The sequence below is a fragment of the Erwinia sp. HDF1-3R genome, assembly GCF_039621855.1.
In the GTDB taxonomy this organism is placed as follows: Bacteria; Pseudomonadota; Gammaproteobacteria; order Enterobacterales; family Enterobacteriaceae; genus Erwinia.
On record NZ_CP155071.1, the window covers coordinates 3,224,581 to 3,249,297 of the forward strand.

The following is a 24,717-nucleotide window of genomic DNA, read 5'->3' on the forward strand; positions in this document are numbered from 1 at the left end:
CAATCCCCGCACATTTTGTCAGGCCATCCAACAGGCGGCCCGACGCCGCTTTCCCGACGAATTTCTGACCTCAGACTGGATCCAACCATGTTCAAACCGGAACTGCTTTCCCCTGCCGGTACGCTGAAAAATATGCGCTACGCCTTCGCGTACGGTGCAGACGCAGTGTATGCGGGCCAGCCACGCTATAGCCTGCGCGTGCGCAATAATGAATTCACCCATGAAAACCTGGCCATTGGCATCAGCGAAGCGCACGCACAGGGTAAAAAATTCTACGTCGTGGTCAATATTGCGCCGCACAATGCCAAGCTGAAAACCTTTATTCGCGATCTGCAACCGGTGGTGGAGATGGGGCCGGATGCGCTGATCATGTCCGATCCCGGCCTGATCATGCTGGTGCGCGACGCGTTTCCGCAGATGGACATTCACCTGTCGGTACAGGCAAATGCGGTGAACTGGGCCACGGTTAAATTCTGGCAGCAGATGGGGCTGACCCGGGTGATCCTTTCGCGCGAGCTGTCGCTGGAAGAGATTGCTGAAATTCGCCAGCAGGTACCGGAGATGGAGCTGGAAATATTTGTCCACGGTGCGCTCTGTATGGCCTATTCCGGCCGCTGCCTGCTCTCTGGCTATATCAATAAGCGCGACCCAAACCAGGGAACCTGCACCAACGCCTGCCGCTGGGAGTATAAGGTGCAGGAAGGCAAAGAGGATGAGACGGGCGCTATCGTACATCAGCATCAGCCCATTCCGGTGCGCAACGTGGAGCCGGTGCTGGGCGAGGGGCAGCCAACCGATAAGGTCTTCACGCTGGAAGAGGCGATGCGCCCGGGCGAGTATATGACCGCCTTCGAGGATGAGCACGGCACCTACATTATGAATTCCAAAGATTTGCGCGCGGTGGCACACGTTGAGCGCCTGACGCAAATGGGCATCCACTCACTTAAAATCGAAGGCCGTACCAAATCCTTCTATTACTGCGCCCGCACTGCTCAGGTTTATCGCCGCGCCATTGATGACGCTGCCGCCGGCAAACCCTTCGACCCCTCGCTGCTGGAAACGCTGGAGTGCCTGGCGCACCGGGGTTACACCGAAGGTTTTCTGCGCCGCCACCGCCATGACAGTTATCAGACCTACGACCGCAGCTATTCGGCCTCTGACAGCCAGCAGTTTGTCGGTGAATTTACCGGCGAGCGTCGCGGCAATTTGGCGCGGGTGGATGTCAAAAATCGGTTCAGCGTGGGCGACAGCCTGGAAATGATGACCCCGCAGGGGAACGTCACATTCAGCCTGGCCGAAATGGAAAATAAAAGTGCGCAGCCGGTACAGGTTGCGCCGGGCAACGGCCACTTTGTCTGGATCCCGGTGCCGGAAGAGGTCGATCTCGCGTATGCCCTGCTGATGCGCAATCTGGGTGGAACCCCGGCGGTCGCCGCGGAGCAAATTGTTACCTGAGGAACTTTTATTAGAATCCGGTCACACTCCCCGCTGCGTTAAATCGTTATAATGCGGACTGCTTAAAATGAGTAATTCTAAACAGCAGTATTGACCAGGAACCACCTCTTCAGCCCGTCTGGCTCCCCCCGGCGGGCTTTTCTTTTTTTCAGGTTTCGGACTGCTCCTTATCCCGGCGGCGGCGGATATGCTATAACTGTTGCAACTGCGGCCTCTGGCCAGACTGATGAGATAAAAAATATGGATAAACATTCGCTTACGCTGATGATTCTCAACGGCAAAGGTGCGGGAAATATTGCCCTCCGCGACGCTATTGAAACCCTCCGTAAAGAAGGTGTGCCGATAGAAGTCCGGGTGACCTGGGAGTACGGGGATGGTGAGCGCTACGTCAGAGAGGCGGTCGACCTTAAGGCGACCACCGTCGTGGCGGGCGGCGGCGACGGCACGATAAATGAAATCGCTACCGCGCTGGCCGGTCTGGATGCCGCGCAGCGTCCGATACTGGGCATTATCCCGCTTGGCACCGCAAATGACTTCGCCACCAGCGCCGGGATCCCTGACGAAATGGAGAATGCCGTACGCCTGGCCATTGTTGGCAAGGCAACGCCAATCGACCTGGCGCGGGTTAATCAGTCCCGCTACTTTATCAACATGGCCACCGGCGGCTTTGGCGCGCGCATCACCACGGAAACGCCCGCAAAGCTGAAATCGGCCCTTGGCGGCGTCTCCTACTTTATTCACGGCCTGACCCGAATGGATGCCCTGAAAGCAGACAGCTGCGAACTGAGCGGCCCCGACTTTCACTGGCAGGGCGATGCGCTGGTGATTGGCATTGGTAACGGACGCCAGGCAGGCGGGGGGCAGCGGCTGTGTCCTGCGGCGCTGATCAACGATGGCAAGCTGGAGCTGAGTATTTTCACCTCGAAAGAGATCCTGCCCACGCTGCTCAATTCGGTTATCGGCGGTGACGATGAGAACCCCAATATTATCCGCGCCTCGCTGCCGTGGCTGGAAATCACCGCGCCGCATGAGATGACCTTTAACCTGGACGGCGAGCCGCTGAGCGGTACGACCTTCCGCATTGACGTGCTCCCCGGCGTCATTAACTGTCGCCTGCCGCCGTCCTGCGAACTGCTGGCCTGACGCGCGAGTGTACACCGCTCCCCGTTGTCGCGTAGTCCGGCTGCGCGTATAACAGGAGCGGGAACAGTAATTTAGCCTGCACGTCTTATGGACAGCCGTTCGCTTATTTCAATGGCTGCCCATAAATATGCGCTGTCAGCTCACGTCGGCAGCCTGCTTATCGCCCCGTCTTAAGCTGTTGCCCTGTTTGATATGGCTATTGACCACACATTCGGGAACATTCAGACACCCGAAATAATATTATTCAACACCACGGCTATATTTTAAATCCTGACGTCTTTATTTGATTTCCCTTCCCCGTAATCTATAAATCTGCCGGAAGTTTATCACCGTAATAATATAGATATTGTTATATAAAACCGCCTTAGGCTTAAGTTGCGTGGTGGCAGAAAATAAAATAGCGCCTACACTTACCCCTTTGCAATAAAACAGGGGAACGATATGAGTAAGAATATTCTAATCACAGGCGCGGGCACCGGTTTTGGTAAAGAAGTGGCATTCAGACTCGCCGCTTCCGGATTTAACGTGATTGCCGCCGTAGAGATCGAAGCCCAGGTTTTCACTCTTAAACAAGAGGCTGCGAAAAAAAATGTGACGCTACGCGTTGAAAAACTCGACATCTCCGATGCCGATGACAGGCTGGCGGCATCCCGCTGGGACATTGATATTCTGCTCAACAATGCGGGTATTTCTGAAGGAGGCGCGGTTGTCGATATCCCCGAAGAGAACCTGCGTAAGCAGTTCGAGGTTAACGTCTTCGGTACTATCTTACTGACCCAGCTTTTCGCCAGAAAATTTGTGGCAAGAAAGTCAGGCAGGATAATCTTTATGTCATCCGTCGCGGGTATCACCACTGACCCCTTCGCAGGTGCTTATTCTGCCTCCAAGCATGCGCTCGAAGCCTTTGCAGAAGCGCTGAACAAAGAGCTGAAAGAGTTCAATGTTAACGTCGCTACCATTAACCCGGGTCCCATTTTAACCGGCTTTAATGACCGTATGTTTGAAACCTGGCAGCGCTGGAAGAAAGATGAACCCGCCGTCTTTGACTATGCAAAAATTGCCTTCCCACACGAACAGTACGACCCGGAGCATGTCTATGCCCTGACCGTCAAAGTCGTGAAGGAGGAAATTACCCGCTATCGCAACGTTGTCCCCACTGAATTAGAGGAAGGGACCAAACAGCAGATGGATGCGGTGTGGTCCCGTCAGCAACATACGGATAGCAAACGCAGTGAAGAGGTCGAAACGGCATACCAGATGTCGCCGGAAACCCCTAACGGCAAATAGCTACTCTGCCACGCTCAGGCGGTTCCCGGGCCACCTGAGCATCGGGTAGAGCGCCAGCCGGATATTAAACAGGTAAAAAAGTGGGCTAAACAGCCGGATGTCTGCGCGACACAGTGCCTCTGTTTTTATCAGCTGCCGATCCAGCTCGTGAAGCAAATGTTGTGGCGGCTCAAGGTAAATATTCCGCAGCCGCTTTTTAAAATAGTCATTAATTTCTGACATCACCCCATCCGCTTCCACGCCCTTCTCCTTCAGCAGCTGCTGATGGCGAGCATAAAAGTCATAGCAGTTAACGCCCAGCCAGATTTCCGTGATCAAATTTCCGCCCAGCGCCACGCCGGGGGTCGGATCAACCTTATTTCGCGGCAAAATAATATTAATTTTATCTACCATGCTGGCGACATATTGCTGACGTGAGAGCAGCGACGAGGCGTTAATTTTAATTTCCGTCGTAAACTGTAGCAGCTCCTTTATTCCCCGGCGCAATACGCGACGGGCGGACCATGCCGGTCTTTTATTGCGGATAATCGCCGTGACGACAACCGCCAGTACAATCCCCACTACGGTCGAAATTGACGCGTTAATAATCGACAGCAGATCCGGCTTGAGATGATGGGTCATCCCAATAAAGCCAGGGATCTGGGTGGCGATAATCAGCCCGATAAAATTGGTGGAGGGGTTAGCGATGATCAGTCCGAGTACCATCAGGCCAGGTGCCAGGCAGATAATCAGCGCCTCCCAGCTGGTGGCCATCGGAATAAAGATCCCCACGTAGACGATGCTGATAACAATGGCGAACAGCACGCCCTTAAGAAAGACCTTCATTGAGGCAATGGGACTGTCCTGCGAGGCGAAAAAGGAGCAGACCACGGCAGCCATCATTGGCGCGGTCGCACCATCTTTCCAGCCGGTACCTATCCAGAACAGGCAGCCAATCATGGTGGCGGCAAAGGCGGTAAATGAGGAGAGCAGGATCAGACCTTTGTCGGCATGCTTGCGTATCAGCTTAACGCTGCCGCGTTTTTTCTCATTCCCCAGCTGGCTGACGCGTTCTTTGGCCCCGAACCAGGATTCGGCAATGCGCACAAAGTTGAGCAGCCGCTCCATCAGCCCCGTCAGCAGCAACGCCTCTTCCGCACTCATTTCGCCAGCGGCGTACTGCGCCTGAATTTTTTCCTGTGAATCGCCAATATTTTCGCGTATCGCCACGGCACTTGCGCCCTGCTGCGGGCTGTTGAGCCAGCTAAGAAAATGACTAAAGGAGGCACTGACGAAATCAGGAAAGGCAATCCCCTGTTCCGCCAGCAGGCTGAGGCGTTTTTCAATCGCGGTCAGGGTGGGGATCAGATAAGAAAGGTGCTGATACTGCGCGCTGACCAGCCGGATAAGCCTGCGGGCTGAGTCTCCCTCGTAGACGCAGTGGGTAATCAGCGTTTCAACGGCCAGCGGATAGTTCGCCATCTGCACCAGAATATGTTCCCTTTCCGGCGGGCGTTCTTTTGATTCGGTCGTCAGTAGCTCATTGCACAGCTTCTTTGCGCTTTCAAACCAGTTACCGACGCTATTTTCCAGCAGATCGCGCATGCGTACCGGAAAAACCAGCATATGAATCAGGCTGCTGCAAACAATTGCCACGGTAATCTCTTCAATACGCGAGATAACGGTATAGGTAATGGAGAGCGGCGTCGTGACATCGGCAAAGCCCATAATGGCGGCACTGTATCCCGCCAGCATAAAGACGTAGCTTTTTGGCGTTCTGTCATGAAGCGAGAGGTAAAGACAGCAGGCGACCCAGAGCGATACGCTGAGGCTGAACAGCAGCGGATGGGTGACGGTGATCGGGTAGACAAGGAAAATGAAGATACCGCCCAGCACGGTCCCCAGGAAGCGAAACAGCGCTTTTGACAGGGTGGAGGCGGAGTAGAGCTGTGATATGACGTAAACCGAGACCATGGCCCAGGCGGGCTTATCCAGGTTTAATTCAAGTGCAATATATAACGCTAAAAATGCCGCGACGCAGGTTTTAGCTGCAAACAAAAGCGCATTTTTTGTTAACCATTTCATCGTTTTATCAACGGCTCGCGAAGTGCTAAAACACTATTTTATCCTTTCCGGATGCAGAGTAGTGTCGTTAGCTGCGCGCAAGTGTGTAACAAAATAATGAAAGGCCAGGTTCCTCCGCCTGTGCACTGAGAACCGTCGGTTCAGGCGCCCGGACGCTGCCGGAATGCACCTCAGGAGTTGGAGATAGCCCGATGAGCTATCTCCCTTTTTTTACTGTCGCAATCCCCTGAAAGCATTATGCGATGGTGATATCTTTTGCCAGGTAAACATCCTGCACGGCGTTAATCAGTGCGACGCCATCCTTCATCGACTTCTTAAACGCCTTACGTCCAAGAATCAGTCCCATACCGCCCGCACGTTTATTAATTACCGCCGTGCGCACCGACTCTGCGGTATCCGTTTCGCCTGCCGATGCACCGCCCGAGTTAATCAGCCCGGCGCGACCCATATAGCAGTTGGCCAGCTGATAACGCACCAGATCGATAGGATTATCGCTGGTCAGCTTGCTGTAAACGCGCTCATCGGTAGAGCCGAACTTAACGGCGTTGTAGCCGCCGTTATTTTCGGCCATTTTCTGCTTAACAATATCCGCACCGATGGTGGCTGCCAGATGATTGGCCTGTCCGGTCAGATCGGCGCTGGCGTGGTAATCGACCCCGTCTTTCTTGAAGTCATTATTACGCAGATAGGCCCACAGCACCGTCACCATGCCCAGCTCGTGAGCACGCTCAAAGGCCGCTGAAATCTCCTCCAGCTGGCGGCGCGACTGCTCAGAACCAAAATAGATGGTTGCTCCCACGGCAACGGCGCCCAAATTAAAGGCCTGATCCACACTGGCGTAGAGCGTCTGATCGTACTGGGTGGGATAGCTTAAGGTTTCGTTATGGTTAAGTTTCACCATAAAGGGAATACGGTGTGCATAGCGTCGCGAAACGGAGGCCAGCACGCCATAGGTTGAGGCCACGCAGTTGCAGCCTGCTTCAATGGCCAGTTCAACAATATTTTTCGGATCAAAATAGAGTGGATTGGCGGCAAATGAGGCACCAGCCGAATGCTCCACTCCCTGATCCACCGGCAGGATCGAGAGATAGCCGGTTCCGGCCAGACGGCCGGTATTGTAGAGCGTTTGCATATTGCGCAGAACGGCAGGAGAACGATTGTTATCAATCATCACGCGATCAACATAATCCGCGCCCGGCAGGTAAAGACTCTCCGCGGGAATAGTCATACAGCGGTGCTGTAACAGAGAGTCCGCTTCTTTACCCAGTAACTGTGCAATATCCAACATGTTAGCTCCTGATCGATCGTGTGGAAGGGCGAACGGCTTTCGCCCTCTGTGTGGATTTCATACACCCACCATCCTGGACCCTTTCAGTCTGCTAATGCAAATTGCTGACTCCATTTTTCAGAACGATCCCAGTACTCATAAATTGCCACTCCCTACCACCAGCGATAAAAGTGGTGTACCGGGCCTGCGCCGTGGCCGACTTCCAGCGTATCGGCCTGCTCCAGCGCGCCCTGAAGCCACTGCCGCGCCTCCTGCATGGTGGTGCTCCAGTCATCATGACGAGGGCGAAGCGCCGCCAGTGCCGCTGAAAGCGTACAGCCCGTGCCGTGCGTATTGCGTCCAGGCACCCGGGGCGCGGTAAAACGCTGTTCGCCCTGCGAAGTCAGCAGCCAGTCGGGGCTTTCGCTATCGTGCAGGTGGCCGCCCTTTATCAACACCGCCTGACAGCCCAGCGCCAGCAGCGCCCTGCCCTGTTGCCGCATTTCGCTCTCAGTGCTGGCGATATCGCACTCCAGCAGCGCAGCCGCCTCGGGCAGGTTCGGCGTGATCAACGACACGTGCGGCAGCAGGCTCTGACGCATCGTGGCAACGGCGCGAGGGGAAAGCAGCGCATCACCGCTTTTCGCCAGCATCACCGTATCCAGCACCGTCCAGCGAATATCTGTCGCGCGAAGGGCCTTTGCCACCACCTCGACAATATCGCTGTCCGCCAGCATGCCGATTTTTACGCTGTCGATGCGTACATCCGTCAGCACCGAGCTGAGCTGCGCGGCCACAAAGTCCGCATCAACGCGCATCACCGACTGTACGCCACAGGTATTTTGCGCCACCAGCGCGGTAACCACGCTGGCGCCATAGGCGCCAAGAGCCGAAAAGGTTTTCAGATCGGCCTGAATACCGGCCCCGCCGCTGGGATCGGTTCCGGCAATCGTCAGTGCATTAATGCGCTTCATGCAACCTCCCCGGCGGGCGACAGGCAGGCGACAAGGTCAGACGCGGCATCAGGATTCAGGGTGATAATACGCGGCAGGCGCGGGAAAAACAGGAGAAGTGAGGCGGCGGGTTCGCCCGGGTGAAGTACGTCAGGTTGGTTCATTATCGCGCTCCCAGCCAGCAGGCAGAAAGGCGAATGCGCGCAGGCATCTGACTTCCCTCCGCTGGCATTATCCAGTTCAGGTTCAACGGGTTTTTCTCAGCTGTTTCTTTGGAAAGAAACGGCACCCCGAGTCATACTCTCAAGCCAGCAGCATAGGGAAGTGGCGCTTGCAAAGCAAGCTTGCCTTACTGTAAGCATCCCACCAAAACGGCCCATTCACTTTTAGAGATCTTCCGACATACTGATTATGTCCCCGGGGAGATCGCTATGCGTAAAATCCGATTCACCGGGCACCCGATCATCGCCGTTCTGAAGTCTGTCGAAGCCGGACGCACCGTTAAAGATGTGTGCCGCGAGGCCGCTATTTCCGAAGCCAGTTATTACCACTGGAAAGCAAAATTTGGCGGGATGGAAGCCGCTGATATTAAAAAGATCAAAGATCCTGAGGACGAGAATCGTCATCTGAAGCAGATGAAAGGGAACTTCACCCTATCATTTTTTATCTTATAAATTACAGAAGGTAAATTAGGATTTCGAGTAGATGTCAGGTATTCAAACTTAATCTCATACCCCAGTCCATTGACTATATGAGTTTTAAAACGTTTATTGTCGTCAAAATAAAAAATTATAAAAATAACTTTTATGCATAATTAATCATACATCCACTTGCCAATTTTAGCTGATTCAGCAAACATTCTTACAGTAAGCGGTTTTCTGTTCTGCTTCATTTCATCGTTAATCTGGCCTCTTCTGAAAAACCTGCTTAATAGCGAAGCTTCTACAGGTGGATAGTATGCCTGGATATTCATTGCTGAGATATTAACACTGAATTTCTCACTGTAATCGTCTATGGCATATGGAAGTTCATCTAACTCGGCGTAGTCCTGTAAAACTGTATCCATCTCAAGAGCAATCCTTCCATTTTTCCATGAAAAAGGGACAGATAACTCATCTCTGAAAAACTCTAAAACGTCGGTTTCCGTTACCATATTTTATCCGTCCCACGAGCAACCGAATTGTAATGCGTTATCGTACGGTAAGTTATTTCAGCAACATCCTTTGAAAGTAGGATCCACCCTACTACCGGGATAGCACGACCAGTAAAAGTACTGATCTTATGGGTCAAAATGACCCTAAGAGTCCGTGGAGGGTAACCACCAACAACCGATGGAAGTTCAATTCCCCAGGGAAATTTTGCTTTAGGAAATGCTCTTCATGCGGCACGAGAAGCAAGAGAGGTTCCTGGCGTTGCCCTTGCAAATTTTCCTCTTGTTGAAAGGATATTGAGTCCTGAAACAATGGCAACGATAGATGCAAAGTCATTTACACCAACCTGTTCGGCAAACTCTTCACAGAAAATCATAAATAACAGCTCATTGGCTCTCAGGTTGAGACCTTCCCGCATAAAAGTATGTCCCGTTAAGCTCTTCAGTTGTATCCATACCAAAATCCCTTTGATTGATTAAACCAGCTTATAATAGCTCTTTTTTATTTTCAAGCAAGTTTGATAAATTCCATAGATCCCATAGAATCCATAAAGCCTATTTAACGTAACGACAAAAAGCGAGGCGATATCCTCAGCATCAGGGATGATCTAATAAGTAAGTTTGACGATTCTTTTCTCATTCTAAACTTATCCCTGCTTTTGAGACAAAGCCAGTTCGGAACATCTATGATGTAGCATACAGTCGATAACGGGAAAGTGTGAATATAGCGCTGAGTGATACCAGAGCCTGATTTCTCATGGCCAATGACCTGCTGCAAATGAGCAATGTTAGGGATCCTTGTCACTTCCTCATAATCACCTTTGAGGAGATTATACAAAATTTCATCAAGCTCAGCACGGATAACCCGCTTATGCTCATCATTGACAATCTGTGCTGTCAAAACTTTATCAACGGCAAGGAATGCACCAGTTAGAATTGTATTACGCTCCTTCAAATCATCGCGAGTCATGGCACCACTTTGTACAAGTGAAATCAACGGATAGATTTGCGCCTTGTAGACAGATGCCTGCTTATGGGTATCTGTGCGTAGCGATTCTTTGATGAATTTCTTATCAGGAAGCCGAAACTGAACGTAAATCGCTCCGTTTCTGTCAATCGTATTTTATATAGTTTTGTATCCCATATAGAGCCCCTTACCATATCTCATAACTAGATGTTTTAAAAGGAAAGTGGAATAACATCCAGATTTATCTGAACTAAATGCGCGCCTCAGCTGGCATTATCTATTTCAGGTTCAACGGGTATTTCTCAGCCAGTTCCTGTTTGGGAAAAACACCCCGAGTCATTGATCATTTTCTTATTACGTTTCACAGCATACGAGAAGTGTCGTTTGCAAGGCAAGCTAGCAGGGACTATCAACGCCTTGTTGTTGCCGGTTGACAGAATAGGTAACTCACCTGAGGCCGGTTATTCCTTTTATTGACTGGAACATCGTTGGGGTGAAGGGAAAAGAGGCAATGGTGTTCGATAAAGACGAATGTTAGCGTCCAGCTGGAGGGCTAATCTGCCGCAGGCTATTTAGGGTAGAAAACGCCACGGAAAGGTAACGTCCCCTATCAATATCGTTTTTTTCAATTATATAGAAAGCAGTATACTTATGGCCCGGCGTGACGCGTTCTTAAAACAACGCATCCCCTGCTGAGGGCCTTATTCGCAGGGTTGATCTGAGAAGTCCTGGTGCCCACGTTCCGGATGGCACTTCTGCAATTTCTCCTGCGATAATAGAGTCCAGACGCCTTCTTTTTTCACCAGAGAAAATACCGTTTTCTCACTGGCTATCGAATCATCAAAGAGTCCGCTTTCTTCGATCGTTACCGTTGCGGTGTCGGGTGACTCGCCCCCACTAACCTGCTGAGTTATCGTCAGAGGCGTGATCTCCTCCTGAAACCCCTCCCCCATCGCCCTGACTGCGAGATTAAGGGGAGTCGCAGATCCGCAGAAGCTGTCGCGTTCTGGCCGTTTTTCGTTACATCCCGTCAGCAGCGAGGCTAACAGGCAGGCTGTAAAGATCGAGGCTAAAGAGTGTGTTAAATCCATTTTATTGATCCCTGTGAAATAAAAAACCTGAGAAGGAAAACGTGCTTAAAATACAACCTTCTGAGGTTAACGATAACGTGCTTAAAATATAACCTTTTGAGTTTAATGATAAATAGAAATTTAGCTTAAACGCCATTCTGTCACCTATTCATACCGTCGGCTTCCGCTGATCCTTCAGGCCCCTTACGCCACACGACCACGACGACTGTACGGGCACCCCTTACTTACGCGCCCACGCCATGCAGACTGAGCGGATCACCAACACTCATCCCCACTACATATTAAAAATGCTTTATCCCCGCCCACATTTTGCTAAAGTCCGACATTCCGCTAATCTGAGGGGCACCCTGCCGGACAGACAGGCAGCAGACGGGAAGGTACATGATTAGACCGCTTAATGAAGAATATGGCATCAGCGTGGCGGCACTGAAGATGCTGCAATACCTGAAACAGATTTCACGCGGCGATGCGTCGTTTTCGATTCTGGACACCACTCTGAATCACCGCTGCAACGTCACGCCACCGGATAATTTCAAACTGCTGGATCAGCTGTTTGAAGCCGGTAAGATTGATTACGACTACCGGGGAACCGGGCTTGACAGCGAACGGCACGTCAAGCTGGTCAGGTAGCGCCCCCACCGGGCCATCCGGGCGCACGGCGCGTTCGGGGACGTCGTTCCGCTGGCGGCCGACATCTGGCTAAGGTCCGGCTAAAACAGGATTATAAATGATAAATGTGCGGCCCTTTACCGAAGCCGATCGCCCTTTTCTGCGTACGCTGTTCCTTGCCTCGCGCAGGGCTAACTGGCCCTGGCTTGACGGCAGCGACTGGAGGCTGGAAGACTTTGACCGGGTCACGCTGGGCGAACGTATTCTGGTCGCGGAGGAGAACGGCCACCGGCTGGGTTTTGCCGCCCTGCTGCCGAACGATAATTTTCTGCATAGTCTGTTTGTCGATCCCGACGCGCAGCGGCGCGGTGTGGGTCGTGCATTACTGACCAGGGTGCAAAACGGGTTTACCTCTACCGGCGCACTCAAGTGTCTGAAGGCGAATAAAGCCGCCGCGGCCTTTTACCAGCAGCACGGCTGGCGAATATTGGCCGACGGCGAGAGCGAGCAGGGAGAGTACTGGCTGATGCACTTTGTACGCGGTATGAAGCCAGGCTAATGGCGCTCATATCCGGGTATGCGCCCCTGCGGGTACAGGTTACCCGCCCGGGTCAGGATGGAACAGCCGTAGCGAGGTAAATTTACCTGACTCTGGCTCAGCCTGTAAGTGCAGTTAATCAGCCTGTAAGTGCAGTTAAAGTGCGCGGAAGGCAATATCAGCCGGAACCACTTCACCCTGCCAGTAGAGCTGGGCGGCGACCTCTCCCGCCAGCTGACGATACAGCTGAGTCAGCTCGCTGTCCGGACGGCGCACCACCGTGGGCAGACCGTCGTCCAGATCCTCGCGCAGCGTGATATGCAGCGGGAGCTGGCTTAGCAAACGCGTATGGTACTGGCTGACCAGCTTCTCCGCCCCGCCGCTGCCGAAGATCGATTCGGCATGGCCACAATTGCTACAGATATGTACGCTCATATTTTCCACCACGCCCAGCACCGGCACGCTGACCTTCTCAAACATGACTATCCCCTTGCGGGCATCCGCGAGAGCAATATCCTGCGGGGTGGTGACCACCAGCGCGGCGGTAACCGGCACGTTCTGCGCCAGCGTCAGCTGAATGTCTCCGGTGCCCGGCGGCATATCAAGGATCAGATAGTCCAGCTCTGACCAGAGCGTTTCATTCAGGAGCTGCATCAGCGCCTTGCTGGCCATCGGGCCGCGCCACACCATGGCATTATCTTCCGTTACCAGGTAGCCGATGGAGTTGGTCGCCAGCCCGTGAGCCATAATGGGTGCCATATGGGTGCCATCCGGCGACGTAGGCCGCTCGTCCCGCGTACCGAGCATATCGGGAAGTGACGGGCCATAAATATCAGCATCAAGCAGCCCGACCTTAGCCCCTTCGGCTGTCAGCGCCAGCGCCAGGTTCACCGCCGTGCTGGATTTCCCCACCCCGCCTTTGCCGGAGCTGACGGCAATGATGTTCTTCACCCCTTTAACGCCCGGCTGGTTTTTCACCCGCTTTAGCGTGGCAACCTCGTGGCTCAGCCGCCAGCTAATCGCCTCTGCGCCGGTCAGACGCAGCAGCTCGGCGCTGGTCGTCTCTTTCAGTACTTCAAACCCGCTGTTCCAGACGAAAGGCATCAGCAGGTCAATATGCAGGGTATTATCCATCAGCGCGCAGTGGTGGAGCGCCTTAAGCGAGATGAGATTAGCCTGAAGCGTTGGATGTTCAAAGTGGGTGAGAATACCCATCACTATGGCGCGCAGCGCTTCCGGAGAGTGCTGCTGCTGGGCGTTTAACGACATCCCGGCTCCTTTTTTTCAGTGTGAGGTGTAATCGCTAAGCATACCAGATGTCGCTTAAGCCAGCGCGATGCCCGGCAAAATCCCGAATCGGGATCGCAGTACAGTTTACGCAGGGACGACACTCGGTTACCATCTATCCCCCCTATTTAAACAGGTATAGCAAGTCTTACTATGACTCAAGTCGCGAAAAAAATATTGGTAACGTGCGCCCTGCCGTACGCTAACGGTTCCATCCATCTCGGCCACATGCTCGAGCATATCCAGGCAGATATATGGGTTCGTTACCAGCGAATGCGCGGCAATCAGGTTTACTTCATCTGTGCGGATGACGCGCACGGCACCCCGATCATGCTGAAGGCTCAGCAGTTGGGTATTGCCCCCGAGCAGATGATTGCCGAAATGAGTCAGGAACATCAGACCGACTTTGCCGGTTTTGACATCAGCTATGATAACTACCATTCGACGCACAGCGACGAAAACCGGGAGCTTTCCTCGCTGATTTATGGCCGCCTGAAGGAAAATGGTTTTATCAAAAACCGCACCATTTCACAGCTTTACGATCCGGAAAAAGGCATGTTCCTGCCGGACCGCTTTGTGAAAGGCACCTGTCCGAAATGTAAATCGGCCGATCAGTACGGTGATAACTGCGAAGTATGCGGTGCCACCTACAGTCCAACCGAGCTGATTGAACCTAAGTCCGTGGTGTCGGGGGCGACGCCGGAAATGCGCGATTCTGAACACTTCTTCTTCGACCTGCCCGAGTTTAGCGAAATGCTCAGGGCGTGGACGCGTTCGGGCGCGCTCCAGGAGCAGGTCGCGAATAAGATGCAGGAGTGGTTTGAATCGGGGCTGAATCAGTGGGACATCTCCCGGGATGCGCCCTACTTCGGCTTTGAAATCCCCGATGCACCGGGCAAATATTTCTACGTCTGGCTGGATGCACCTATCGGCTATATGGGCTCGTTCAAAAACCTGTGCGACAGGCGTGGAGACATTGATTTCGACGCCTTCTGGAAGAAGGATTCCGACGCCGATCTTTATCACTTTATCGGCAAGGATATCGTCTATTTCCACAGCCTGTTCTGGCCAGCGATGCTTGAAGGCAGCAACTTCCGCAAGCCAACCAACCTGTTCGTGCATGGCTATGTGACGGTTAACGGCGCGAAGATGTCCAAATCACGCGGCACCTTTATTAAGGCCAGCACCTGGTTACAGCATCTGGATGCGGACAGCCTGCGCTACTATTACGCCGCCAAGCTCTCCTCGCGCATTGATGATATCGATCTGAATCTGGAAGATTTCGTGCAGCGCGTTAATGCCGATATCGTCAACAAGGTGGTGAATCTGGCCTCGCGCAACGCGGGTTTTATCAACAAGCGTTTCAACGGTCGGCTCTCCGCCGAACTGGCCGATCCGGCGCTGTATAAAACCTTTACCGATGCCTCGGTCAGCATTGGCGAAGCCTGGAACAGCCGTGAGTTCAGCCGCGCGGTGCGTGAAATTATGGCACTGGCGGACATGGCTAACCGCTACGTAGACGAGCAGGCGCCGTGGGTAGTGGCGAAGCAGGAAGGGCGCGATGCCGATCTCCAGGCAATCTGCTCAATGGGCCTGAACCTGTTCCGCGTGCTGATGACCTGGCTGAAGCCTGTGCTCCCTTCACTGAGCGCGCGCGCTGAAGCGTTTTTAAACCAGACCCTGAGCTGGGAGGGTATCGAACAGCCGCTGCTCGACCACGATATCTCAGCCTTTAAGGCGCTCTACAGCCGTATTGAGATGGATAAAGTCAATGCGCTGATCGAAGCCTCCAAAGAGGATGCCGCCGCCAGCCAGCCCGCCCCAATCGGCCCGCTGGCCGATGCGCCCATTCAGGAGACGATTAGCTTTGATGACTTCGCCAAAGTGGATATGCGTATCGCGCTGATCCAGGACGCCACGCTGGTTGAAGGCTCAGACAAGCTGCTGCGCCTGACGCTGGACGTGGGCGGCGAAACGCGCCAGGTATTCTCGGGTATTCGTGCTGCCTATCCGGATCCAGAGGTGCTGAAGGGCCGCCTGACGGTGATGGTGGCAAATCTCGCACCGCGTAAAATGCGCTTCGGTCTTTCCGAAGGCATGGTGATGGCGGCTGGCCCGGGCGGTAAGGATATCTTCCTGCTCAGCCCGGACAGCGGCGCGCAGCCGGGAATGCAGGTTAAATAAGCCTGTACGGCGGCATTATTCAGCCCGGGCTGGCCGGGTCGAATAATGCACATTGAGGGGCGACAGGGTTCGCCCCTTTTTTATTCTCACCGCCTGAGTCACACTACGCTTTATTCTCCATCATGGGATTCACGTTCATCAAAGCAGGAGTTCCTCATGCATCGCGCACTGTCAATTATCTGGCGATACCTTCGCGCCTTTATCATCATTTACCTCTGTCTGTACGCCGGAAACGGCATCGCTTCCCTGCTGCCGGTGGCTATTCCCGGCAGTATCATCGGCATGCTGATCCTCTTTGCGCTGCTGGCCTCGCAGATTATGCCGGTTGAGTGGGTCAGGCCCGGCAGCCACCTGCTTATCCGCTATATGGCGCTGCTGTTTGTGCCCATCAGCGTCGGCATAATGAACTACACGCAGATATTGAGCGCGCAGTTTGGCCCGATTGTTATCTCCTGCGTCGTCAGCACCTTTGTGGTTCTGCTGACCGTGGGCCTGATTTCACACCGTCTGCACGGCAGAACAGCGGGATTAGCGGAGGCGGAAAATGAGTGATATCTGGTGGTCGCTGCCGCTTACCCTGCTGGTGTTCCTCGCAGCCCGTAAACTGGCCGCTAAGGTGAAAATCTCGCTGGTTAATCCGCTGCTGGTGTCCATCGTGGTGATTGTGCCGCTGCTGGTACTGCTTAAGATGCCCTACGCCCGCTATTTTCAGGGCAGCTCGCTGCTGAATCAGCTTTTGCAGCCCGCCGTGGTCGCACTGGCGCTACCGCTCTACGAGCAAATGCATCAGATTCGGGCGCGCTGGAAGTCGATTATCAGCGTCTGTTTTATCGGCAGTATGACCGCGATGATCTCCGGCACGGCCATTGCCCTCTGGCTGGGCGCGTCGCCGCAAATAGCGGCAACCATTATGCCTAAGTCCGTCACCACGCCGATTGCCATGGCCGTTTCCGCGACCCTGGGCGGCATCCCGGCGATCAGCGCGATCTGCGTACTGATGGCCGGCGTACTGGGTGCGGTTTTTGGTCATATGCTGCTTAACCTGTGCAAAATAAAGAGTAAGGCGTCGCGCGGACTGGCCATTGGCAACGCGTCGCACGCGCTGGGCACCGCCCGCTGCGCCGAGCTGGACTATCAGGAAGGGGCTTACAGTTCGCTGGCGCTGGTGATCTGCGGCATCATTACCTCGCTGCTGGCACCCTTTATCTTCCCGATCATGATGCACCTGTGGCGGTAAACTTGCGGCAAGTCCCGCATTTGTAGATCCTTTTTCACATATTACATTGTAAATGTGAACAAAATCACATACAACGCTGCGGAGGCTCGCCAGAATAAGCGGCCAAATCTGCCAGAGAGGCCTGTTATGCACCCACGTTTCCAGGCAGCGTTTACCGCGCTGCCCACGCCGCTGCAGAGCGCCCTGCTGCCTGTACTTTCCCGTGATGATTTTGCGGCTTTTTTCACCCCGCAGCAGGTTGAAGAGATCAAAAATGTTAGCGGTCTGAACGATCGCGAGCTGGCGTTTGCCCTGCTGCCGCTGGCAGCCGCCTGCGCCGTTGCCCCGCTTTCAGACTTTAACGTCGGCGCGGTCGCGCGCGGCAAAAGCGGTCATTTGTGGTTCGGTGCCAATATGGAGTTCAGCGGCGCCACCATGCAGCAGACGGTCCATGCCGAGCAGAGCGCGATTACTCACGCCTGGCTCATGGGCGAACGGCAGCTGGAGGCGATCACCGTAAACTACACGCCCTGCGGTCACTGCCGCCAGTTTATGAATGAGTTAAACAGCGGAACCGCGCTGAAAATCGATCTGCCAGGACGCGACACCGCCACGCTCGGCCACTATCTGCCGGATGCCTTTGGGCCGCGTGACCTGGCGATCCAGACCCTGCTGATGGATGAAACTGATCAGGGGATTCAGCCAACGGGCGATGCGCTGACGCAGGCAGCCCTTCTGGCCGCTAACCGCAGCCATGCGCCTTATACCCAGGCCTGGAGCGGCGTCGCGCTTGAGGCGTCGGACGGCGCTATTTTTGCCGGTTCCTATGCGGAAAACGCCGCATTTAACCCCAGCCTCCCGCCGCTGCAGGCCGCGCTGATTTTGCTGAACCTGTCCGGGCGCAGCGTGCAGCAAATCCGGCGGGCGGTACTGGCTGAATCAGCGGAGGCGAAGGTGATTCAGTACCAGGCAACCGAAGCAACGCTTCGGGCGCTGGGCTGTAACCATCTGACCGTGACACCGCTGGCCTGACCCCATTATCCCGCCGTGGGTGCGGCCAGATGGCCCATTGCGCCGCACCTTAACGGCAATAGTGCTGCTGCTTTTGTTATCAATTGTTAACAAAAGCTGTACTTTCAGATGAATTATTTTAGGATTGTTCCACATCTTCCCGCTTCGAATGAGTAATACCCGCATGGAACTCGACTACGAAAGTAAAAGACCGCTCTATATCCCTTACGCTGGCCCTATCCTGCTGGAATTCCCCCTGCTGAATAAGGGCAGCGCCTTCTCCGTCGAAGAGCGTAACGATTTTAACCTCAACGGCCTGCTGCCTGAAACGGTGGAAACCATTGAAGAACAGGCCCAGCGCGCATGGCGACAGTTTGAGGATTTCAAAAACGATAACGACAAGCACGTCTACCTGCGTAATATCCAGGACACTAACGAAACGCTGTTCTATCGCCTGCTGGACAATCATCTTGAAGAGATGATGCCGATTATCTACACCCCAACCGTGGGTGCTGCCTGCGAACACTTCTCTGAAATTTACCGTCGCGCGCGCGGGCTGTTTATCTCTTACCCCAATCGCGGCAGCATTGAAGATATGCTGCAAAACGCCACCAAGCAGAACGTTAAGGTGATCGTGGTCACCGACGGTGAGCGCATTCTTGGCCTGGGCGACCAGGGGATCGGCGGTATGGGGATCCCAATTGGTAAGCTGTCGCTGTATACCGCCTGCGGCGGGATCAGCCCGGCCTATACCCTTCCTGTAGTACTGGACGTCGGCACCAACAACCAGCAGCTGCTGAACGACCCGCTGTATATGGGCTGGCGTCACCCGCGCATCACCGGCGAAGAGTACGATAACTTCGTTAACGAATTTATCCAGGCCGTGAAGAGCCGCTGGCCAAACGTGGTGTTGCAGTTCGAGGACTTCGCGCAGAAAAATGCGATGCCGCTGCTGGAGCGCTATCGCGATGAAGTATGCTGCTTTAACGATGACATTCAGGGCACCGCGGCGGTCACCCTGGGGACGCTGATTGCGGCCAGTCGCGCAGCGGGCAGCACCATGAGCGAGCAGACGGTGGTCTTCCTCGGTGCCGGTTCTGCGGGCTGCGGTATCGCCGAACAGATTATCGCGCAGATGAAATCAGAAGGACTGAGCGACGAAGAGGCGCGCGGGCGCGTTTATATGGTCGATCGCTTTGGCCTGCTCACCGATAAACAGCCGAACCTGCTCAACTTCCAGACGAAGCTGGTACAGAAGAGTGAAAAACTGACGCACTGGGATGTCGCGTCTGACTCGCTGTCGCTGCTGGATGTGGTGCGTAATGCGCGTCCTGACATCCTGATTGGCGTATCCGGTCAGCCGGGCCTGTTTAGTGAAGAGATCGTGCGGGAAATGCACAAGCACTGTCCGCGTCCCATTGTGATGCCGCTCTCTAACCCCACGTCACGCGTGGAAGCCACGCCGCAGGATATTCTGGCCTGGACCGAGGGTGCAGCACTGGTCGCGACCGGCAGTCCGTTCTCGCCGGTGCTGCTGAAAGAGAAGACCTATCCTATCGCCCAGTGTAATAACTCCTACATCTTCCCGGGTATCGGCCTGGGCGTCATCGCCTCCGGTGCAACCCGCGTGACCGACAGTATGCTGATGGCCGCGAGCCGCGCGCTGGCAGACTGCTCTCCGCTGGTCAATGACGGCAGCGGTCCGGTACTGCCTGAGGTGAAGGATATTCAGGGCGTATCGAAAGTGATCGCCATGGCGGTGGGCAAGGCTGCTCAGCTGGCAGGCGTAGCGGTAGTGACGTCTGAAGACGTCCTGTCGAAATCCATCGCCGCTAACTTCTGGCTGCCGCAGTACCGTAACTACCGTCGTACGTCAATCTGATCCTGCTGCCGGGCGTTACCCTCGCCCGGCTTTTTCCCGCCCTCTGTTCCCCCCCGGCGCGCATTGTGCGAAATGCCACCATATGGTGCACCGCTGCTTGCTTCGTTTCGTCGGGTAAAGTAGCCTTGACCCATCCTTAGGCAGCAACGCTGAGCAACGTCCGGCATGGTAAAACGCTTGATTTATGGTCTGATTATCATCGCTACGCTGATGGTAGTGACCGCGCTCGGCCTGGATCGCTGGATAAGCGTCAAAACCGCGCCCTGGGTCTACGACGATCTTAAATTTTTGCCGCACCGCCAGGTGGGTGTGGTTCTGGGTACCGCTAAGTACTACCGGACCGGCGTCATTAATCAGTACTACCTTTACCGTATTCAGGGTGCGATTAATGCTTATAACAGCGGCAAGGTAAATTACCTGCTGCTGAGCGGTGATAATGCCCAGCAAAGCTACAACGAGCCGATGACCATGCGCCGCGATCTGATTGCCGCAGGGGTAGACCCGGCAGATATCGTGCTCGACTACGCCGGGTTTCGCACGCTGGACTCGATTGTGCGCACCCGCAAAGTGTTTGATACCAACGATTTCATTATAATCACCCAGCGTTTTCACTGTGAGCGCGCGCTGTTTATCGCCCTGCATATGGGGATTCAGGCCCAGTGCTATGCGGTGCCGTCGCCGAAGAATATGATCAATATTCGCGTACGTGAGGTGGGTGCCCGCCTGGGCGCGCTGGCAGACTTGTATCTGATGAAGCGTGAACCGCGTTTTCTTGGCCCGCTGGTGCCCATTCCGGCAAGACAGGAGGTGGCGGAAGATGCCCAGAGCTACCCCGCCGTGACGCCGGAGCAGCTGCTGGAGCTACAGGAAAAGCTGGAGAAAAAACCGCACGACCCTCAGTGAGGACATCATTCTGCCCGACGCCCGCACGTGGCGGGCGCAGGAGAGCTTTACTTCTTCCGCGAATATTTCAGCGAGTCGAGCGCCACGGCGAAAATGATAATGCCGCCCTTAATAATGTACTGCCAGTAAGGGTTCACGCCGATATAGGTCAGGCCGTAGTTAATCACGGTGAAAATCAGCACCCCGGTGACCACGCCCGCTACCGTTCCTACGCCGCCCGCGAAGGAGACGCCGCCCACCACGCAGGCCGCTATCGCATCCAGCTCATACATAAAGCCCAGATTGTTGGTCGCCGATCCAATACGCCCGGCTTCCAGCATGCCGCCAAAGGCATAAAACACGCCCGACAAGGCGTAAATCAGGATCAGGTTAAAATTAACGTTAACGCCCGAGACCTTAGCCGCTTCCGGGTTACCGCCAATGGCAAAGATATTTTTACCGAAGCGGGTTTTATTCCACAGTACCCAGACGAAGAAAATGGCGATAGCCGCGTAAAAGGTAATGTACGACAGCTTGAAATCACCGAAGCGGATAAACCCCTGCGCAAACGTTGAAAACTTCTCGTCAAAGCCCGCAATCGGCGAGGCACCCACATAGTCGTAATAGAGTGAGTTAATGCCGTAGACGATAATCATGGTGCCCAGGGTGGTGATAAAGGGGGTCACCTTTAAATAGGCAATAATCAGCCCATTCACCAGCCCGATAATACCGCCGATAAAGCATACCGCGAGAATAACCAGCGGGATCGGCACCGTATCCATCTGCGGGAATACCTTATTAGCGTTATCCATCGCCTGGAGCAGCGTCGCGGCGACAACCGCCGCGAGGCCGACCTGACGACCCGCTGACAGGTCGGTACCCTGGGTCACAATCAGCCCGGCAACGCCCAACGCAATAATAATGCGTACCGACGACTGGGTTAAAATATTGCTCAGATTCATTAAGCTCAGGAAGGTGGGATCCTGAAAGATAATAATCGCCAGCAGCACCAGTAATACAACGTATATTCCGCCCTCTTTCAACCAGGTGAGCGCACTTTTCTTATTAACTGCTTTCATGGTAACAGCCCTTACCTCATTAAAGGTGCAATGATGCCAAACGTAATATTTCGTTTTGCGTAGCGGTTTTTGTGTCTACTATACCTGCAACCATGCCGTTACTCATTACCAGAATCCGGTCGGTAATGCCTATCAGCTCTGGCATTTCGGAGGAGATAATAATAATGCCCTTCTCTCTCTTCGCCAGCTCTGAAATAAGCTGATAAATTTCAAACTTTGCCCCGACGTCAATGCCGCGCGTTGGCTCATCCAGCATTAATATTTCAGGCTGGGTGAGCAGCCAGCGGCCAATAATAACCTTCTGCTGATTCCCTCCCGATAAGGAGCCAATCGACGTGCGGTGCCCCGGCGTTTTCACCCGCATGGCATCAATAACCCACTGGGTGTCGCTTTTCATGCGCTTATTATCAAGCAGTCCCACGCTGTTTTTATATTTACGAATATTGGAAATCAGGGAGTTGAAGCCGATATCCAGGAAAGCGTAAATGCCCGTCGCGCGACGCTCTTCGGTAACCAGCGCAAAGCCGTGATTAATTGCTTCGTTGGCGCTGTGGTTATTGATCTTTTTGCCGTGCAGCCGGATGGTGCCGCCGGACTTCTCGCGAATGCCAAACAGGGTTTCGACAATATCGGTGCGCTTTGCCCCCACCAGTCCGGCAATGCCCAGGATTTCACCCTTGCGCAGATCGAAGGAGATATCGCGGATCGACGGCTGGCGCAGCGAGGTGAGGTTGCGCACTTCCAGAATGGTTTCCCCCGGCACGTTCGATTTATCCGGGAAGCGCTGATTGAGCGAACGCCCCACCATCATCGCTATAATCTTATCCATATCCAGCCCTTCCAGCGGCTGGGTAATAATCCACTGACCGTCGCGCAGGATGGTTATCTCATCACACAGCTGGAAAATCTCCTCCATTTTATGCGAAATATAAACGATCCCGCAGCCGCGCGCTTTCAGCTTACGGATGATCGTGAACAGATGATTCACCTCTTTTTCCGTCAGCGAGGAGGTCGGCTCATCCATAATGACGATTTTTGCATCATAGGAAAACGCTTTGGCAATTTCGATCATCTGCATCTGCGAGACGGACAGCGTAATCACTTTATCGCGCGGGTCGATATTAATATCCAGCTCGTCGAATATCGCTTTGGTATCGCGATACATTTTATCCTGATCGACAAATATGCCTTTTTTCGGGTAGCGTCCGAGCCACATATTATCCATTACGGTGCGCTGGAGTACCAGGTTCAGCTCCTGATGCACCATCGACACGCCGTTTTCCAGCGCTTCCTTCGCGCTGTTAAAATTAACTTCCTGGCCCTGGAAAAAAATGGTTCCCGCGTCTTTGCTGTAAATGCCAAACAGGCATTTTAATAACGTCGACTTCCCCGCGCCATTTTCCCCCATCAGGGCATGGACGGAGTGCGGACGCACTTTTAGATTTACATGGTCCAGCGCTTTCACACCCGGGAATGACTTACTGACATCGGTCATCTCCAGCAGATATTCACGCTGTGTTTGCACTTTATCACTGGCCATAGTTCTACCTGGCTAATCGTTGCGTGAAACCAGGCGGGCCCGATCGCCACCCCGGTAGCGGGCGCAGAGGGCTGCGCCCTTCAGATCTGAGTTATTTAGAGAACTGGGCCAGGTTGTCTTTATCCACCGGCACGTACGCCACGCGTACCACTTTGCCATCCAGCTTGTACTGGGTGCCTTCGGTTGCGGGCTTGCCAGCGGCCAGGTTTTTCGCCAGTTCAAAAGTCGCTTTCGCCTGGTTCCCGGCATCGTTCAGCACGGTGCCGGCCATCGCGCCTGATTTCACCATGGCCAGCGCTTCCGGCAGGGCATCGACGCCGAAGACCGGTACGGAGGATTTGTTATGGGCTTTCAGCGCCTCAACGGCACCCATGGCCATCGCATCGTTATTGGCGATGACCACTTCAATTTTGTTGCCGTTCGGGCCGGAGAGCCAGGCATCCGTCTTGTCTTTCGCCTGGGCAGTGTCCCACATCGCGGTATCAAGATGCAGCTGCTGGGTTTTCAGGCCGTCTTTATTCAGGGTATCGATAACATATTTGGTGCGGGCTTCCGCATCCGGGTGGCCAGGCTCGCCTTTGAGCAGTACGAACTGGATCACGCCATCTTTGTTCAGATCCCATGACGGATTGGCTTTCCAGTGTTTCTCAATCAGTTCGCCCTGCTTCACCCCGGACTCTTTTGAGTCGGTCCCGACGTAATACGCTTTGTCATAGCTGGCCAGCGCTTTGGCGGTCGGCTCTTTATTGAAAAAGACCACCGGAATATCATTCGCTTTGGCTTTCGCTATTACCACTGCCGCCGCTGCCGGGTCAACCAGATTGATTGCCAGCGCCTTAACGCCTTTGGCGACCATCACATCGATCTGATCGTTCTGGGTGGACTGGCTGTTCTGTGAGTCATTCATCAGCAGCTGGATGCCCGCGCTGTTTTTGGCTTCTTTCTCGATGTCTTTACGCACGACGGACATAAAGTTGTCGTCATATTTGTATATCGTTACGCCGATACGGGTGTCGGCGGCGTGAACCGCTGCACCGAACATCATGCTGGCAGCCAGGGCGGTGAGGGTGAAAGCCTTCTTCATAATATCTCCGGTTTTAAACAGGGTGGTC

Annotated in this window: 21 protein-coding genes, 3 pseudogenes and 1 riboswitch; of the genes and pseudogenes, 12 read left to right on the top strand and 12 right to left on the bottom strand. The window is 54.0% G+C overall.

The window, feature by feature from the left end; genetic code table 11:
* Nucleotides 1–87 precede the first annotated feature (87 nt).
* The 3 genes from yegQ to AAGR22_RS14735 all read left to right on the top strand — a co-directional run bounded on the left by yegQ (nt 88) and on the right by AAGR22_RS14735 (nt 3,885).
* A complete protein-coding gene (yegQ, locus tag AAGR22_RS14725; RefSeq protein ID WP_345828226.1) occupies nt 88–1,455 on the top strand; it encodes a tRNA 5-hydroxyuridine modification protein YegQ in 1,368 nt (455 codons plus the stop codon).
* A gap of 240 nt (nt 1,456–1,695) precedes the next feature.
* Nucleotides 1,696–2,598: a lipid kinase YegS gene (gene yegS / locus AAGR22_RS14730; protein ID WP_067708530.1), complete on the top strand. Its 903-nt coding sequence runs from the start codon at nt 1,696–1,698 to the stop codon at nt 2,596–2,598.
* A gap of 441 nt (nt 2,599–3,039) precedes the next feature.
* Entirely contained in the window at nt 3,040–3,885 is an 846-nt protein-coding gene (locus tag AAGR22_RS14735; protein ID WP_345828228.1) for an SDR family oxidoreductase, read from the top strand.
* Here the strand turns inward: AAGR22_RS14735 and AAGR22_RS14740 are convergent, their stop codons facing one another.
* From AAGR22_RS14740 to AAGR22_RS14755, 4 genes are all read right to left on the bottom strand, one after another.
* A complete protein-coding gene (locus AAGR22_RS14740) occupies nt 3,886–5,949 on the bottom strand; it encodes an FUSC family protein (protein WP_345828230.1) in 2,064 nt (687 codons plus the stop codon).
* A 235-nt stretch (nt 5,950–6,184) separates the two neighbouring features.
* A complete protein-coding gene (fbaB, locus tag AAGR22_RS14745) occupies nt 6,185–7,237 on the bottom strand; it encodes a class I fructose-bisphosphate aldolase (protein WP_067708539.1) in 1,053 nt (350 codons plus the stop codon).
* 152 nt (nt 7,238–7,389) lie between these two features.
* Nucleotides 7,390–8,190 carry a bifunctional hydroxymethylpyrimidine kinase/phosphomethylpyrimidine kinase gene (gene thiD / locus AAGR22_RS14750; protein WP_345828233.1) on the bottom strand — a complete coding sequence of 267 codons (801 nt, stop codon included), beginning with the start codon at nt 8,188–8,190 and terminating at the stop codon, nt 7,390–7,392.
* Nucleotides 8,187–8,333, bottom strand: coding sequence for a hypothetical protein (locus AAGR22_RS14755; RefSeq protein ID WP_345828235.1), 147 nt, complete (start codon nt 8,331–8,333; stop codon nt 8,187–8,189). Before AAGR22_RS14755 ends, thiD begins: the two co-directional genes overlap by 4 nt.
* Before the next feature lie 36 nt (nt 8,334–8,369).
* Nucleotides 8,370–8,472, bottom strand: a riboswitch (TPP riboswitch).
* Nucleotides 8,473–8,600: 128 nt separating this feature from the next.
* On the opposite strand from AAGR22_RS14755, the pseudogene AAGR22_RS14760 reads away from it, so the two are divergent.
* Nucleotides 8,601–8,807: pseudogene (locus AAGR22_RS14760) on the top strand (transposase); the annotation flags it as partial.
* A 176-nt stretch (nt 8,808–8,983) separates the two neighbouring features.
* Here the strand turns inward: AAGR22_RS14760 and AAGR22_RS14765 are convergent.
* The 4 genes and pseudogenes from AAGR22_RS14765 to AAGR22_RS14780 all read right to left on the bottom strand — a co-directional run bounded on the left by AAGR22_RS14765 (nt 8,984) and on the right by AAGR22_RS14780 (nt 11,377).
* Nucleotides 8,984–9,322 carry a DUF1493 family protein gene (locus tag AAGR22_RS14765; protein WP_345828237.1) on the bottom strand — a complete coding sequence of 113 codons (339 nt, stop codon included), beginning with the start codon at nt 9,320–9,322 and terminating at the stop codon, nt 8,984–8,986.
* Nucleotides 9,316–9,775 (bottom strand): annotated as a pseudogene (locus AAGR22_RS14770) (STM2901 family protein). Before AAGR22_RS14770 ends, AAGR22_RS14765 begins: the two are co-directional and overlap by 7 nt.
* 226 nt (nt 9,776–10,001) lie before the next feature.
* Nucleotides 10,002–10,115 (bottom strand): annotated as a pseudogene (locus AAGR22_RS14775) (integrase); the annotation flags it as partial.
* A gap of 872 nt (nt 10,116–10,987) precedes the next feature.
* Complete coding sequence (locus AAGR22_RS14780; RefSeq protein ID WP_345828239.1) at nt 10,988–11,377, bottom strand: hypothetical protein; 390 nt, start codon at nt 11,375–11,377, stop codon at nt 10,988–10,990.
* A gap of 381 nt (nt 11,378–11,758) precedes the next feature.
* Between AAGR22_RS14780 and AAGR22_RS14785 the strand changes: the two genes are divergently transcribed.
* Entirely contained in the window at nt 11,759–12,007 is a 249-nt protein-coding gene (locus tag AAGR22_RS14785) for a hypothetical protein (RefSeq protein WP_345828240.1), read from the top strand.
* A 100-nt stretch (nt 12,008–12,107) separates the two neighbouring features.
* Entirely contained in the window at nt 12,108–12,545 is a 438-nt protein-coding gene (locus AAGR22_RS14790) for a GNAT family N-acetyltransferase (RefSeq protein ID WP_345831612.1), read from the top strand.
* Nucleotides 12,546–12,680: 135 nt separating this feature from the next.
* Here the strand turns inward: AAGR22_RS14790 and apbC are convergent, their stop codons facing one another.
* Nucleotides 12,681–13,793 carry an iron-sulfur cluster carrier protein ApbC gene (apbC, locus tag AAGR22_RS14795; protein ID WP_345828241.1) on the bottom strand — a complete coding sequence of 371 codons (1,113 nt, stop codon included), beginning with the start codon at nt 13,791–13,793 and terminating at the stop codon, nt 12,681–12,683.
* A 171-nt stretch (nt 13,794–13,964) separates the two neighbouring features.
* Here apbC and metG point away from each other — a divergent pair, with 171 nt between their 5' ends.
* The 6 genes from metG (at nt 13,965) to sanA (ending at nt 21,007) form a co-directional block, all read left to right on the top strand.
* Nucleotides 13,965–15,995: a methionine--tRNA ligase gene (gene metG / locus AAGR22_RS14800; RefSeq protein ID WP_345828243.1), complete on the top strand. Its 2,031-nt coding sequence runs from the start codon at nt 13,965–13,967 to the stop codon at nt 15,993–15,995.
* A 156-nt stretch (nt 15,996–16,151) separates the two neighbouring features.
* On the top strand, nt 16,152–16,547 hold the full coding sequence (locus AAGR22_RS14805) for a CidA/LrgA family protein (protein ID WP_345828244.1): 396 nt from the start codon (nt 16,152–16,154) through the stop codon (nt 16,545–16,547).
* Nucleotides 16,540–17,232, top strand: coding sequence for a CidB/LrgB family autolysis modulator (locus AAGR22_RS14810; protein WP_067708569.1), 693 nt, complete (start codon nt 16,540–16,542; stop codon nt 17,230–17,232). Before AAGR22_RS14805 ends, AAGR22_RS14810 begins: the two co-directional genes overlap by 8 nt.
* Nucleotides 17,233–17,358: 126 nt before the next feature.
* Entirely contained in the window at nt 17,359–18,243 is an 885-nt protein-coding gene (gene cdd / locus AAGR22_RS14815) for a cytidine deaminase (protein WP_067708571.1), read from the top strand.
* Between the two features lie 163 nt (nt 18,244–18,406).
* Entirely contained in the window at nt 18,407–20,104 is a 1,698-nt protein-coding gene (locus tag AAGR22_RS14820; protein ID WP_345828245.1) for an NAD-dependent malic enzyme, read from the top strand.
* Nucleotides 20,105–20,269: 165 nt separating this feature from the next.
* Complete coding sequence (gene sanA, locus AAGR22_RS14825; protein ID WP_067708574.1) at nt 20,270–21,007, top strand: outer membrane permeability protein SanA; 738 nt, start codon at nt 20,270–20,272, stop codon at nt 21,005–21,007.
* Between the two features lie 47 nt (nt 21,008–21,054).
* Here sanA and mglC read toward each other — a convergent pair whose 3' ends face one another.
* The 3 genes from mglC to mglB all read right to left on the bottom strand — a co-directional run bounded on the left by mglC (nt 21,055) and on the right by mglB (nt 24,692).
* Nucleotides 21,055–22,065: a galactose/methyl galactoside ABC transporter permease MglC gene (mglC, locus tag AAGR22_RS14830; RefSeq protein ID WP_067708577.1), complete on the bottom strand. Its 1,011-nt coding sequence runs from the start codon at nt 22,063–22,065 to the stop codon at nt 21,055–21,057.
* 19 nt (nt 22,066–22,084) lie between these two features.
* Nucleotides 22,085–23,605: a galactose/methyl galactoside ABC transporter ATP-binding protein MglA gene (mglA, locus tag AAGR22_RS14835; RefSeq protein ID WP_345828247.1), complete on the bottom strand. Its 1,521-nt coding sequence runs from the start codon at nt 23,603–23,605 to the stop codon at nt 22,085–22,087.
* Nucleotides 23,606–23,696: 91 nt separating this feature from the next.
* Nucleotides 23,697–24,692 (bottom strand): galactose/glucose ABC transporter substrate-binding protein MglB, encoded by a 996-nt coding sequence (gene mglB / locus AAGR22_RS14840; RefSeq protein ID WP_067708584.1) that lies wholly within the window; start codon nt 24,690–24,692, stop codon nt 23,697–23,699.
* Nucleotides 24,693–24,717: the final 25 nt, after the last annotated feature.

Excerpts from the sequence above, each read along its gene's own strand:
- metG (WP_345828243.1), top strand. The coding sequence starts at position 13,965 with ATGACTCAAGTCGCGAAAAAAATATTGGTAACGTGCGCCCTGCCGTAC.
- yegS (WP_067708530.1), top strand. The coding sequence starts at position 1,696 with ATGGATAAACATTCGCTTACGCTGATGATTCTCAACGGCAAAGGTGCG.
- sanA (WP_067708574.1), top strand. The coding sequence starts at position 20,270 with ATGGTAAAACGCTTGATTTATGGTCTGATTATCATCGCTACGCTGATG.
- AAGR22_RS14805 (WP_345828244.1), top strand. The coding sequence starts at position 16,152 with ATGCATCGCGCACTGTCAATTATCTGGCGATACCTTCGCGCCTTTATC.
- AAGR22_RS14820 (WP_345828245.1), top strand. The coding sequence starts at position 18,407 with ATGGAACTCGACTACGAAAGTAAAAGACCGCTCTATATCCCTTACGCT.
- yegQ (WP_345828226.1), top strand. The coding sequence starts at position 88 with ATGTTCAAACCGGAACTGCTTTCCCCTGCCGGTACGCTGAAAAATATG.
- mglC (WP_067708577.1), bottom strand. The coding sequence starts at position 22,065 with ATGAAAGCAGTTAATAAGAAAAGTGCGCTCACCTGGTTGAAAGAGGGC.
- apbC (WP_345828241.1), bottom strand. The coding sequence starts at position 13,793 with ATGTCGTTAAACGCCCAGCAGCAGCACTCTCCGGAAGCGCTGCGCGCC.
- thiD (WP_345828233.1), bottom strand. The coding sequence starts at position 8,190 with ATGAAGCGCATTAATGCACTGACGATTGCCGGAACCGATCCCAGCGGC.
- AAGR22_RS14740 (WP_345828230.1), bottom strand. The coding sequence starts at position 5,949 with ATGAAATGGTTAACAAAAAATGCGCTTTTGTTTGCAGCTAAAACCTGC.
- cdd (WP_067708571.1), top strand. The coding sequence starts at position 17,359 with ATGCACCCACGTTTCCAGGCAGCGTTTACCGCGCTGCCCACGCCGCTG.
- mglA (WP_345828247.1), bottom strand. The coding sequence starts at position 23,605 with ATGGCCAGTGATAAAGTGCAAACACAGCGTGAATATCTGCTGGAGATG.
- AAGR22_RS14785 (WP_345828240.1), top strand. The coding sequence starts at position 11,759 with ATGATTAGACCGCTTAATGAAGAATATGGCATCAGCGTGGCGGCACTG.
- AAGR22_RS14755 (WP_345828235.1), bottom strand. The coding sequence starts at position 8,333 with ATGAACCAACCTGACGTACTTCACCCGGGCGAACCCGCCGCCTCACTT.
- AAGR22_RS14735 (WP_345828228.1), top strand. The coding sequence starts at position 3,040 with ATGAGTAAGAATATTCTAATCACAGGCGCGGGCACCGGTTTTGGTAAA.
- AAGR22_RS14810 (WP_067708569.1), top strand. The coding sequence starts at position 16,540 with ATGAGTGATATCTGGTGGTCGCTGCCGCTTACCCTGCTGGTGTTCCTC.
- AAGR22_RS14780 (WP_345828239.1), bottom strand. The coding sequence starts at position 11,377 with ATGGATTTAACACACTCTTTAGCCTCGATCTTTACAGCCTGCCTGTTA.
- fbaB (WP_067708539.1), bottom strand. The coding sequence starts at position 7,237 with ATGTTGGATATTGCACAGTTACTGGGTAAAGAAGCGGACTCTCTGTTA.
- AAGR22_RS14765 (WP_345828237.1), bottom strand. The coding sequence starts at position 9,322 with ATGGTAACGGAAACCGACGTTTTAGAGTTTTTCAGAGATGAGTTATCT.